The organism is Limisphaera ngatamarikiensis (assembly GCF_011044775.1).
Lineage (GTDB): Bacteria > Verrucomicrobiota > Verrucomicrobiia > Limisphaerales > Limisphaeraceae > Limisphaera > Limisphaera ngatamarikiensis.
On record NZ_JAAKYA010000072.1, the window covers coordinates 102,966 to 114,747 of the forward strand.

The following is an 11,782-nucleotide window of genomic DNA, read 5'->3' on the forward strand; positions in this document are numbered from 1 at the left end:
CCCGCAAATCCCGGCTTTTTAAGATTGATCCCAACCCGCCGCCGTTCCTTCCATGAGGCTGTATGAAGTCCATCATACTGGCAGCCGGGTACGCCACCCGACTCTACCCGTTGACGTTGAACCGGCCCAAGCCGTTGTTGTCTGTCGCGGGTAAGCCCATGCTGGACCATGTGCTCGCCGCCCTGGCACCCCTGCGCGACATCAACCACGCCTACATTGTCACCAACGCCAGGTTCGCCGACCAGTTCGAGGAATGGGCCCGAACCCACGGCCGGTACGCACCGTTCCCCTGCACCATCGTCAACGACGGTTCCACCGACGACACCAACAAGCTCGGCGCCATCGGCGACATCCATTTCGTCCTGCAAACCCGGGCACTCGACGAGGACCTCGTCATCGTCGCCGGGGACAACCTGTTCAGCGAGCCCCTGACCGGTTTCGGCGAGTACTGCCGACAACGGAACGCCCCGGTGCTGGGCATCTACGACGTGGGCGACCTCGACCAAATCAAGAATTACAACGCCATCTCCACCGACACCGACGGCCGCATCATCTTCTTCGAGGAAAAACCGGCCCGCCCCCAAAGCACACTCACCGGCATCGCCCTGTACTTCTACCCGCGCCACACCCTGCCCCTGATTCGACAATACGTGGCCGAGGGCAACAACCCCGACCAGCCCGGCCGACTCGTCCAGTGGATGTACCGGCGCATCCCTTTCTACACCTGGCGCGTCCCCGGTCTGTGGTTCGACATCGGGTCCAGAGAAACCCTGGAGGAAGCCGACCGGATCTTCCGTCAACTGACCCCGCGCAACCCCGCCCCGGGCAGCCCGTGAAACATGTCGGACATGTTGGGAACGTCCCCGCCCCGGTATGCCAATCGGACACGCACAACTTTGCCGCCACCGCGCCTCGCGCCCTAACTTTACAACCCGGCCGGTCTGCCGGCCCATCATTTCCCTCCCATGACCAGCCACATCCTGCCATCGCAAGTCACATCCGCACTCCTGGGATTGGGCCTGCTCCCTCTCACGGTCGGAGCGAACGTCGGCACCCTCGACCTGACCGGGCGCTGGCGATTCGCCCTGGACCGGAACGACGTGGGCGTGGCTGAACAATGGTACCGGCGGTCCTTGCCCGACTCCGTCCGGTTACCCGGGACGCTGCCCGGCCAGGGTATCGGCGACCCCATCAGCGCCGATACGCCCTGGACCGGCGGGATCGTGGACCGTTCCTGGTTCGAGGCACCCGAATATGAACCGTACCGGCGACCGGGGCAGGTGAAGGTCCCCTTCTGGTTGCAACCGGAGCGCTATTACGCCGGGCCGGCATGGTACCAGCGCGACATTGAAATCCCGCGCCGCTGGCAGGGTCGGTGGATCCGCCTGGAACTGGAGCGACCCCACTGGGAAACCTGCGTCTGGTTGGACAACCGTCCGCTCGGCACCAACCGTTCGCTGGCCACGCCCCATACCTACGACCTCGGCTTCCTCGAACCCGGCCGGTACACCCTCACCATCCGGGTGGACAACCGCCGCATCGTGGACATCGGCGAGAACTCGCACGCCATCAGCGATCACACCCAGGGCAACTGGAACGGCGTGGTGGGATACATCCGGTTAATGGCCCTGCCGCCGGTCTGGATCGAAGATCTGCAGGTCTATCCGCGGGTCTCCAACCGCAGCGCCCGCGTCCAGGTCGCGCTCACCAACCCCGCCGGCGGCCGCTTCGAAGGACAACTCCAACTCTCCGCCGCCGCAGACCCACCCGGCCGCGCCGGCTCGCTCACCTGCAACATCAGTTTCGAGGGCACCGGCTGGACAGGCGACCTCAACCTTGCCCTGGCCCCGGACACGCCACTCTGGGATGAATTCCATCCGGCACTGGTCCGACTCGAAACCAGCCTCCAAGGCCGGACCGAGACCGCCCCCGTCAGGCATACCCACACCACGCGGTTTGGATTGCGCGAACCCGGCACCGAGGGTACCCGCCTCCTCCTCAACGGTAGACCGCTCTTCATCCGCGGCACCCTCGAGTGCGCCATTTTCCCCCGAACAGGTCATCCTCCCACCGACCCGGCCGAGTGGAGACGCATCCTGCGCATTGCCAGGGACCACGGGCTGAACCTGCTCCGATTCCATTCCTGGTGCCCGCCCGAAGCCGCCTTCATCGCCGCCGACGAACTCGGGTTTTACCTGCAGGTCGAAACCTGTTGGCCCAACCAATCCACCACCCTGGGCGACGGGAAACCCGTGGACACATGGGTGTGGGAGGAAACCGAACGGATCCTCAAGGCCTACGGCAATCACCCTTCCTTCCTTTTCATGGCCCATGGAAACGAGCCCGGTGGACGCAACGCCGCCGCTTATCTCCGCCGGTACGTGGCCCACTTCAAAGAGACCGACCCGCGCCGGCTCTGGACCAGCGGCTCCGGCTGGCCCCAAATCCCCGAAAACCAGTTCCATGTCACCCCCGACCCGCGCATCCAAGCCTGGGGCGCCGGCCTCCACTCCCGAATCAATGCCCGCCCACCGGAAACCGTCACCGACTACCGCGACTACATCCGGCAACGGCCCGTCCCCGTCATCAGCCACGAAATCGGTCAATGGTGCGCCTACCCCAACCTCGACGAACGCCGAAAATACACGGGCTATCTCAAGGCCAAAAACTTCGACATCTTCGAAGACCGCCTGCGCGCACACGGCCTGGAACGGTTCGCCCGCGATTTCCTCCACGCCAGCGGCCGCCTCCAGGTGCTCTGCTACAAGGAAGACATCGAATCAGCCCTGCGCACACCCGGCATGGGCGGATTTCACCTGCTCGATCTGCACGATTTCCCCGGTCAGGGCACCGCCCTGGTGGGCGTGCTGGATCCGTTCTGGGAGAGCAAGGGCTACGTCAGCGCCGCCGAATACCGCCGGTTTTGCGGGCCAACCGTCCCCCTGGCCCGATTGCCCCGACGCGTGTTCACCACCACCGAGACCCTGGAAGCCTCCTGCGAAGTGGCGCATTTCGGTCCCACCCCGCTCACCCAAGCCCGCGTCACATTCAAGCTCCTCGACCCGAACGGGAAAACCGTCCTCCGCGAAGACCGTTCCCTCTCCCGCATCCCCATCGGCAACGGCACCTCGCTGGGCGAAATCCACTGGAACCTCCACGACCTCCACGCCCCGGCCCGATACCGCTTGGTGATAACCCTCACCGGCCGTGAAACGCCCGAACACCGCCCCGCACGCACGGTCAGCGCCGAAAATGACTGGGATGTCTGGGTTTACCCGGCCCGCCTGCCATCCCCACCCGACAATGTCTGGGTCACCAACCGGTTCGACAACTCGATCCTCGCCCGACTCGCCGCCGGAGGCCGTGTCCTGCTCACCCTGCCCGCACGGCGCATCCGCAATTACGAGGACGCACCCGTTAAACTCGGGTTCTCCTCCATCTTCTGGAACACCGCATGGACCCGCCGCCAGGCACCCACCACACTGGGCATCCTCTGCAACCCCGGCCATCCCGCCCTCGCCGACTTCCCCACCGAAACCCATAGCAACTGGCAATGGTGGTACCTCATCCACCGCGCCGGCGCGCTCCGACTCGACCTGCTCCCACCCGGCACCGACCCCATCGTCCGGGTCATCGACGACTGGTTCACCGCCCGGCCACTGGCCTTGATCGTCGAAGGACGGGTCGGTCCGGGCCGCATCCTCATCTGCGGGTTCGACCTTACCCGGGATGCCGATGACCCGGTCTCCCGACAAATGCTCGTCAGCCTGACCCGTTACCTCGCCTCCAACCGGTGCCAGCCCCGCACCGAGTTCACCCCGGACCAAATCCAACAACTCCTCCAACCCGACCCCGCCGGCGTGCCAAGCCCCGACCGCATCACCGCTTCCAGCGAACAGCCGGGATACGAGGCCGCCCTGGCCGCGGACGGGGACCCGGACACGCTCTGGCACACTCGTTGGGGCGATCACGCCCCGACCTTTCCGCACGACCTCGTCTTCGAATGGTCCGAACCCCAACGGCTGGCCGGCCTGATCGTGTGGCCCCGGCAGGACGGAAACCGAAACGGCTGGATCCGAAACTGGGAACTCCACGTGCAAACCACCACCAACACCGACTGGTCCGGGCCCGTCGCTGCAGGGACATGGCCGGCAAACGCCGAGCCCAAAACCATCCGGTTGCCCGGGGCCATGGAGGTCCGGGCCCTGCGGTTGCGTGCTCTGGACGGACACGCCGCCGGGCCCTGGGCTTCCGTGGCCGAGGTCACCTTCCTGGCCCCCTGAAACGAAGCCCCCGGCACATGGCCCGCCCGGCACGGTCACCGTGCCCGTGACGCTGGAAGGCAGAAGTTTCACCGGGACCGGTCCCCGGCTCGTCCTCACCCGTCTCGGACCGGCCACGGTCCCGAGCCCATGCCCCGGAAAAGGAGTCACTCACCGGGCCTGCCCCGAAGGCTGGACCTGTTGGCCGGCCGATGCCGCGGGCAAGCCCGGCAGCTCGCGCAAAATCGGCTCCAGTGCAGCAGCCCACTTGGCGTACCCGGCCGCATTCGGATGGAGCAAATCCGGAAATTCCTCCGGCCGCGCGTTGCCCTCGGCATCCGCAAAGGGACTCCAGGTGTCACATCGCCGGCACTGCGGAAAGTCGCGCACCACCTGGTCCACCAACTCGTTCAACCGCCGGATCTTGTCGGCAGGGCGCTGACGGTTGGCGTGGCTGGGCATGACCTTGCACACGATCACGGGCATCTTGGGATTGGCCTTCTGACACCGCTCCAGAATCGTGCGGACGTTCGCCGCCACGTCCTCGGGATCCGCCCCCAAACCAATGTCGTTGGTGCCGATCAACAACACGATCGCCGCCGGGTCCAGATCCAGCACATCCTCCTGCAACCGGTACAACACACCGCGCGTGGTGTCGCCGCTGATCCCCCGATTGGCCACCTTCCACTGCGAAAACCGCCGGCTCAGATCGCTCCATCCTTGCGTGATGGAGTCCCCCAGAAAAACGATCGCACCCCGATCCACCTCGCGCCGCGCACGAAACTCGGCCCGACGCTGCGCCCAAACCTTGTCAAACCAATCCCCCTTCTGCACCGGGCCTTTCCCGGGTAACATCTCCCCGGTGGGCGCACGGTCCAGGCCCGGTTGCGGACTGCGCACCTCCTGGGCGCCCACCGCCACCAAAGCCGCCCACGCCAGAACCGAGCCAATCCAAACCCACGCACGGAACCCGTGCACCTGCGGGATTCGACGACGAATCATGATTTTCATGGCCATTCCTCCGTTGAAAGAGCCCAGCCCTCCGGGCCGGCCCGGTCCTTCAGTCCGAGCCGGTCTCCTCGGGCAGCTCCGCCTGCGCAGAAGAACGATGAACCCCCAACCCGCCCCCCGGTTCCTCCCGAAATTCCGCCTCCACAATCAGGTCCTCCGCCACCTGCTCAATCCGCCGGCGCAGCTCCGCCATGCTGCACGACAACGGCACCGACACCTGAAACCGCGCCTCGAAAATCGCCTCCCCCGACATCGCCGCGCTGCGGCATTGCGTCTCCAGCTCCTCCACGTTCACACCCGCCTCGGCCAACGCATGCGCAATCTCCCGAACAATGCCGGGTCGGTCCTGCCCCACCACCTCCAACACCGCCGGACGCCCCGGTTCCATCACCGACCACGCCACGTCACGGTGCACCACCACGCTCAGACCCTCGCGTTGAAGACCGGCCAGCGCCTGTTCCAGCTCCGATTGCCGTTCCTCCGGCACCGACACCCGCAGAATCCCGGCAAACTGCCCGCCCAACCGCGCCATCCGGCTCTCCAGCCAGTTCCCCCCATGACCCCGGACCACCTCCGCCACCCGATCCACCAACCCGGGCCGGTCCTTCCCCAACACCGTCATCACCAACAGGGCTCGCACGGCTCCAGTGGTAGGCCCAAGGCCGGTCGCTGACAAGGCTGCATTCCGACCCGCCACCCCTGCGCACCCTCTTCACCCCGACCCGCCATCCCCGCAACCCCGGCGCACCATCCCCAAACATGGCCGCCGCCCCTTCGCCCACCCGCCCTTCAAATGCCCAAATTGGCGAGAATCTGACTGATGTGATTCACCGTCTGCACCAGACGCGGATGCGACGTCTCAAATGCCGCCACCGCCCGCTTCAGCCCCTCCAGCGAAAGCCCCACCAGCGCCGGATCGGGACGTTTGCGCGTGGCCTCGTAGGCCGACAGCTGAGCAAACCCCGCAATGCTCCCCGCCTCCTCACGGTGCGTCTGCGACAGGCCCCGAACCTCCTCCTTCAGCGCATTCACCAGCGCCAACAATTCCCGCTTCCGGGTCTCGTCCAACCCTTCCGCGCCGCCCAGCCGCTCCTCCAACTTGCGCAAGGTTTCCTCAATCATGGTCGCCTCCACCGCCGCACGGATTCCGCCGGAAGTCTCCCACACCGACGCGTCGCCCACAAAACGCCGCGCCCGCAACACCGGATCGCACCATCAACGGTCCGGGCCCTTCCGTGCGCCCGACCGGCTCACCAACAGGCCCAGCGAAGCCGTGTAGCCATGAATGTGATTGGTGCGACCCACGGGACCGATCTCTCCGTTGCAAAACAAACCCGTCAACCCCATCGGGCCCAGCTCCTCCTGCACCATTCGCGCATCATGATCCGAAACCCCGAACAGCCCGCGTCCCCGACCATTGCACACGCAAAGGCAACCGCCGTACAACACGCGATCCTGCAATTGGCCCCTGACCCGGCCGAGCAAACTCCGCAACTCCGCATCCGCCGCCGCCGCATCCCGGCATTGAAACTGCACCGTCTGACCCGGACGCGGCAACGCCCCCACCGCCAGCACACCCGAGTTCGGATCCACCCCCAACAAATTCCGCACCAGAAAATCCCCCTGCCGGAATTCGTCCCGGTACTCGTCCGCCGCCAACCCGATGAACAGGTTGCCCCCGAGCCGCTCCTGCTGTTCCACCGGCAGGCTCTCCACCGTGGACAACAACACCTCGTACGCCGGTCGGTTCCCAATCTGATGAATCAAATTCTGCTCCACCCGCGTCAGCGTCCACGTCTCGCCAATGGGCATGCACCCCTGCGCCACCACGGTCAGCAACTCCACCTCCCCGGCCAACGAAACCACCACCCCGCCCTCCTCCAACACCTCCTGATTCAAAAACAACAGCGTGCTGTCCCGCCGGATGTCCGCCCCGGCCAGACCCCCCACCACCGGCACGCCCGGATACGCACGGTTCCATCCCTTCAACCAGGTGTCCACGTCCAGCGTCAGCGGATCCATGAACGCCAGCCAGCCCCGGCTCTCCTCCCGCCGCACACCCGTCCGGGCCTCCCACCACGCCGGCTCCGTCGCCTGTTCCACATCCAACTGCCGCACATGAAAGGCCCGAACCTCCGATCCCGGTAATGCATACAGGCCCAGCGCAAACCCACCCCGACCCTCAAACTCCTGCGCCCCCGCAATCACCGTGCTGGTGGTGCAACCCGCCAAAACCGGCACCCTCGCATGCAACTGCAAGATCTCCAACAACGCCGCCGCCCGATCGGCCCAGCCCGGCGTCACAAACAACAAACCCAGCGAAGCCGGCCGACCCAGCCGGTTCCGGAGCCCTTCAGCCCACCCGGCCACCGCCGCTTCCTCCCACCGCCCACCCCACCAACCTGCCACTGCATAACAACCGCTCACGCCGGCAACATACGGCACCCGAACCCGGAAGCAAGCCATGCGCAAGCCCGCACCCCACCGCACCCCGCAGCCCGCTCCATCCCCAAGCGGCTCGACACACCCCGGCTCCCCGCCTAGATTGCACCACGATGCCGGGTAACGGATCCAATCTGGTTATCGCCGGTCGCACCTTTCGGTCGCGCCTGATCCTGGGCACGGGCAAGTTCGCCTCGCCCGAACTCATGCGCGATGCCCTCGAAGCCAGCGGCGCCGAAATGGTGACCGTCGCCCTTCGCCGCGCCGACCTGAGCGGCCGACACGACCCCTTCGCCAACATCCTCGAATTCATTGATCCCGACCGATACCTCATCCTGCCCAACACCAGCGGCGCCATGAATGCCGAGGAAGCCGTGCGTCTGGCCCGCCTGGCCGCCGCTGCCGGCCTCCCCAGGTGGGTCAAACTCGAAATCCATCCCGATCCCCGCTACCTGCTGCCCGACCCCATCGAAACCCTCCGCGCCGCCGAGATCCTCGTCCGCGAAGGGTTCGTCGTCCTGCCCTACATCAACGCCGATCCCGTCCTGGCCAAACGCCTGCAGGAAATCGGTACCGCCACCGTCATGCCCCTGGGCGCACCCATCGGCTCCAACCGCGGCCTCCAAACCCGCGACCAGATCCGCATCATCATTGAACAGGCCACCGTACCGGTCGTCGTCGACGCCGGCCTCGGCGCACCCAGCCACGCCGCGGAAGCCATGGAAATGGGCGCCGACGCCGTCCTCGTCAACACCGCCATCGCCGTCGCCCCCGACCCCTGCGGCATGGCCCGGGCCTTCAAACTCGCCGTCGAAGCCGGACGCATGGCCTACGAAATCGGCCTGGCCCCCGCCCAGTGGGAAGCCAGCCCCACCAGCCCGCTCACGGCCTTCCTCGGTTGACCATGCGCCCCCCGCTCCTGAGCCGCCAACGCGCCCGGACCCTGCTCCGGACCGCCCGCCAGCGGAACATCCTGGTCGTGGGCGATGTCATGCTCGACCGTTTCATCTGGGGACACGTGTCCCGGATCTCCCCGGAAGCGCCCGTCCCCGTCGTCGAGTTCGAACGCGAGAGTTTCATGCCCGGCGGCGCCGCCAATGTGGCCCGTAACCTCGCCGCCCTCGGTTGCACCGTCCAGCTCTTTGGCGCAGTGGGCACCGACCCGGAGGCACGCCAGTTGCAGCTCCTGCTCCGGCAACACCACATCGGTTGCCGCGGCCTCCTCCACCTGCCCGGCCGCTGCACCAGCGTCAAAACCCGCATCGTCGCCCAAAAACAACAGGTCGTCCGGCTCGACCGCGAAAGCAACGGCCCGCTCGAACCCGCCACCGCCCACCAACTCCTCCAACGCCTCGCCCGCGCCATCCCGCAAGCCGACGCCGTCATCGTGGCCGACTACGCCAAGGGAATCGTCACCGATGAGTTGCTCGCCCGCCTCAAACCCCTCTGCCGCCGCCACGGCGTGTGGCTCAGCCTCGATCCCAAACCGGTCCACTCCCTGGACCTGACCGGCCTCTCCCTGCTCACCCCCAACCGGCGCGAGGCCTTCGAACTGGCCGGCCTCAGGGACACCCACCGCACCCCGGACCCCCTCCAGGACCCCCAACTCCGCGAAACCGCCGCCCGGCTCATGCAACAATTCCAGCCGGCCCTCCTGCTGATCACACTCGGCGAACAGGGCATGCTCCTCTGCCGCCGACAAGAGTCGCCCCTCCACATCCCCACCGTCGCCCGCGAGGTCTTCGACGTCTCCGGCGCCGGCGACACCGTCATCGCCGCCTTCACCCTGGCCGTGGTCGCTGGCGCCAGCCCCACCGAAGCAGCCGCCTTCGCCAACCACGCCGCCGGTATCGTCGTGGGCAAGTTCGGTACCGCCACCGCCTCGCCCGACGAAATCCTCGCCAGCCTCACCCCGGGCTGAGCCGGGCCCGCACCCTCGTTCAAACCGCCATGGCCGACACCAAAATCACACCCGACCACATCCGATCCATGAAACAACGCGGCGAACCCATCGCCGCCCTCACCACCTACGACTATCCCACGACCCGCCTGCTCGACGAGGCCGGCATCCCCCTCCTCCTGGTCGGTGACTCGCTCGGCATGGTCGTGCTCGGCCTGCCCGACACCACCGGCGTCACCCTGGAAGACATGGAACATCACGTCCGCGCCGCAGCCCGTGCCCGGCCACGTGCCCTGTTGGTCGCCGACCTGCCGGCACACACCTATGATACACCGGAACAGGCCCTCGCCAGCGCACGGCGCCTGCTCGACGCCGGCGCCGAAGCCGTCAAGGCCGAGGGCGGCCGCGACATCCTCCCCCAGGTCCGGGCCATCGTCCAGGCCGGCATCCCGTACCTCGGGCACCTGGGCATGCTCCCCCAGTCGGTCCACATCGAGGGCGGTTACCACATCAAGGGCCGCACCGAATCGGAACGACAACGCCTGCTGGCCGATGCCGAGGCCCTTGCCGGGGCCGGCGCCTTCGCCATCGTCCTGGAACTGGTAACCCCGGCCGTCGCCGCCGAAATCACACGGCACATCCCCATCCCCACCATCGGCATCGGATCCGGTCCCGATTGCGACGGCCAAATCCTGGTCACCCACGATCTCATGGGCCTGCTCCCCTGGGTCCGGCTCCGACACGCCCGGCCCATGGCCGAGCTGGGCCGGCTCATGACCGAAACCGCGCGCCAATGGCAGCAACAGCTCCAACATCGCGCGCCCCGCTCCTCAACCCCCGGCGGCTCATGACCCTGCCCCCGGCCGCACGCCGGTGTCTGGGCTTTCTTCTGCTGGCCTGCCTGGCCACCGGCCCCGGCTGCGCCCACAAACCGGGCCCGCCCGCCCGGCCCACCCCAACCGCCGAAACCGGCACCCCTCCTGCCCTGCCAAACCTTCAGGAACCCGTCGTCTGGATCGTCGGACCTGTCCGATGGCCGGTCCTCGACTGGCGACGGGGCCTCACCCTGGCCAGGGCCATCCTCGAAGCCGAATACCTCCCGGCCAACGACCCGCGCCAGATCCTCATCCACCGCGGCACCGTCACCATCCCCGTCGATCCGTCGCGACTGTTGACCGGGGAGGATTGGGCCCTGCTGCCGGGCGACCGCGTCGAAATCGTGCCGTAACACCGCCCGGCTCGGCGCCCCACCCTCGCGCCCGGCGCGCCCCGGTTCTATCCTTTCACCCGTGAGCAGCAGCGCCATGCGAAAGTATCTCCAGGTCCTCGCCCTGGGTCTCCAGAACCAACTGGCCTACCGGTTCAATTTCCTGGCCCGAGTGTTGTTCAGCCTCATCCCGCTCACCGCCCTGCTCATGCTCTGGCGCACCATCTACGCCGGCCAACCCGAGGGCACCACCATCAGTGGTTATACCCTGCCTGAAATGCTCGCCTACTACCTCGTGGCCGCCTGGGTCAACGCATTGACCGCCGTGACCGAGGACGACTGGCAAATCGCCGCCGACATCCGCGAGGGCAACATCAACCATCTCCTGGCCAAACCCATCGACTACCTCGCGTACCGATTGTGCCTGTTCGCCTCCGGACGATTGATCTATGCCGCCGTGGCCGTCGTCCCGCTGCTCCTGTTCCTCGGGTGGAGCCGCATCCCGCTCCACGTGCCCACCGACCCGGCCACATGGGCCTGGTTCCTGGTCTCCCTGGTCCTCACGGCCCTGCTCCAGTTCTTCATCTCCTTCGCCCTGGCCATGCTCGCCTTCTGGGTGCTCGAGGTCTCCACCTTCATCTTCATCGTCTACGCCTTCGAATACATCGCCAGCGGTCACCTATTCCCCCTCGACATCCTGCCCGAACCCCTGCAACGGCTGCTCCCCTGGACACCCTTCTTCTACGAACTGTACTTCCCCGTCAGCATCTGGCTCGGAAAAACCGCCGGAGCCGATCTATGGCGGGGTCTGGCCCTCCAAATCGGCTGGGTCCTCGTCGCATGGTGCCTCGCCCGATGGGCCTGGCATCGCGGTCTGCGCCGGTACGCCGCCTTCGGAGGCTGACACCATGAAATCGCCCACCCCACCCGTCGCCCCGACCCCAACCCCCCAACCCAACC

Annotated in this window: 11 protein-coding genes; 7 read left to right on the forward strand and 4 right to left on the reverse strand. The window is 66.8% G+C overall.

Going from position 1 to position 11,782, the window contains the following annotated elements; translation table 11 throughout:
* Positions 1-62: 62 nt before the first annotated feature.
* Positions 63-836: a nucleotidyltransferase family protein gene (locus G4L39_RS10775; RefSeq protein WP_205880951.1), complete on the forward strand. Its 774-nt coding sequence runs from the start codon at positions 63-65 to the stop codon at positions 834-836.
* Positions 837-965: 129 nt separating this feature from the next.
* Entirely contained in the window at positions 966-4,283 is a 3,318-nt protein-coding gene (locus G4L39_RS10780; RefSeq protein WP_165108134.1) for a discoidin domain-containing protein, read from the forward strand.
* A 150-nt stretch (positions 4,284-4,433) separates the two neighbouring features.
* Here the strand turns inward: G4L39_RS10780 and G4L39_RS10785 are convergent, their stop codons facing one another.
* The 4 genes from G4L39_RS10785 to G4L39_RS10800 all read right to left on the reverse strand — a co-directional run bounded on the left by G4L39_RS10785 (position 4,434) and on the right by G4L39_RS10800 (position 7,700).
* Entirely contained in the window at positions 4,434-5,273 is an 840-nt protein-coding gene (locus tag G4L39_RS10785) for a GDSL-type esterase/lipase family protein (protein ID WP_165108136.1), read from the reverse strand.
* 49 nt (positions 5,274-5,322) lie between these two features.
* On the reverse strand, positions 5,323-5,895 hold the full coding sequence (locus G4L39_RS10790) for an ACT domain-containing protein (protein ID WP_165108161.1): 573 nt from the start codon (positions 5,893-5,895) through the stop codon (positions 5,323-5,325).
* 167 nt (positions 5,896-6,062) lie between these two features.
* Positions 6,063-6,395: a DUF4404 family protein gene (locus tag G4L39_RS10795; RefSeq protein ID WP_165108137.1), complete on the reverse strand. Its 333-nt coding sequence runs from the start codon at positions 6,393-6,395 to the stop codon at positions 6,063-6,065.
* 93 nt (positions 6,396-6,488) lie between these two features.
* Positions 6,489-7,700, reverse strand: a complete 1,212-nt coding sequence (locus G4L39_RS10800) for an FIST N-terminal domain-containing protein (RefSeq protein ID WP_165108139.1) — start codon at positions 7,698-7,700, stop codon at positions 6,489-6,491.
* Between the two features lie 128 nt (positions 7,701-7,828).
* Here G4L39_RS10800 and G4L39_RS10805 point away from each other — a divergent pair, with 128 nt between their 5' ends.
* The 5 genes from G4L39_RS10805 (at position 7,829) to G4L39_RS10825 (ending at position 11,726) form a co-directional block, all read left to right on the forward strand.
* The gene (locus G4L39_RS10805) at positions 7,829-8,617 is read left to right on the forward strand and encodes a thiazole synthase (protein ID WP_165108140.1); all 789 of its coding nucleotides are present in this window, start codon (positions 7,829-7,831) and stop codon (positions 8,615-8,617) included.
* A 2-nt stretch (positions 8,618-8,619) separates the two neighbouring features.
* Positions 8,620-9,636 carry a D-glycero-beta-D-manno-heptose-7-phosphate kinase gene (rfaE1, locus tag G4L39_RS10810; RefSeq protein ID WP_165108142.1) on the forward strand — a complete coding sequence of 339 codons (1,017 nt, stop codon included), beginning with the start codon at positions 8,620-8,622 and terminating at the stop codon, positions 9,634-9,636.
* Between the two features lie 29 nt (positions 9,637-9,665).
* Entirely contained in the window at positions 9,666-10,466 is an 801-nt protein-coding gene (panB, locus tag G4L39_RS10815) for a 3-methyl-2-oxobutanoate hydroxymethyltransferase (protein ID WP_165108144.1), read from the forward strand.
* Positions 10,463-10,843 (forward strand): hypothetical protein, encoded by a 381-nt coding sequence (locus G4L39_RS10820; protein WP_165108146.1) that lies wholly within the window; start codon positions 10,463-10,465, stop codon positions 10,841-10,843. The genes panB and G4L39_RS10820 overlap by 4 nt, the downstream gene beginning before the upstream one ends.
* A gap of 61 nt (positions 10,844-10,904) precedes the next feature.
* Positions 10,905-11,726, forward strand: a complete 822-nt coding sequence (locus tag G4L39_RS10825; protein WP_343203333.1) for an ABC transporter permease — start codon at positions 10,905-10,907, stop codon at positions 11,724-11,726.
* Positions 11,727-11,782: the final 56 nt, after the last annotated feature.

What these genes read in the sequence shown, in the direction of transcription:
- G4L39_RS10790 (WP_165108161.1), bottom strand. Translation starts at nt 5,895, where the DNA reads ATGACGGTGTTGGGGAAGGACCGGCCCGGGTTGGTGGATCGGGTGGCG.
- G4L39_RS10780 (WP_165108134.1), top strand. Translation starts at nt 966, where the DNA reads ATGACCAGCCACATCCTGCCATCGCAAGTCACATCCGCACTCCTGGGA.
- panB (WP_165108144.1), top strand. Translation starts at nt 9,666, where the DNA reads ATGGCCGACACCAAAATCACACCCGACCACATCCGATCCATGAAACAA.
- G4L39_RS10820 (WP_165108146.1), top strand. Translation starts at nt 10,463, where the DNA reads ATGACCCTGCCCCCGGCCGCACGCCGGTGTCTGGGCTTTCTTCTGCTG.
- G4L39_RS10795 (WP_165108137.1), bottom strand. Translation starts at nt 6,395, where the DNA reads ATGATTGAGGAAACCTTGCGCAAGTTGGAGGAGCGGCTGGGCGGCGCG.
- rfaE1 (WP_165108142.1), top strand. Translation starts at nt 8,620, where the DNA reads ATGCGCCCCCCGCTCCTGAGCCGCCAACGCGCCCGGACCCTGCTCCGG.
- G4L39_RS10805 (WP_165108140.1), top strand. Translation starts at nt 7,829, where the DNA reads ATGCCGGGTAACGGATCCAATCTGGTTATCGCCGGTCGCACCTTTCGG.
- G4L39_RS10775 (WP_205880951.1), top strand. Translation starts at nt 63, where the DNA reads ATGAAGTCCATCATACTGGCAGCCGGGTACGCCACCCGACTCTACCCG.
- G4L39_RS10785 (WP_165108136.1), bottom strand. Translation starts at nt 5,273, where the DNA reads ATGAAAATCATGATTCGTCGTCGAATCCCGCAGGTGCACGGGTTCCGT.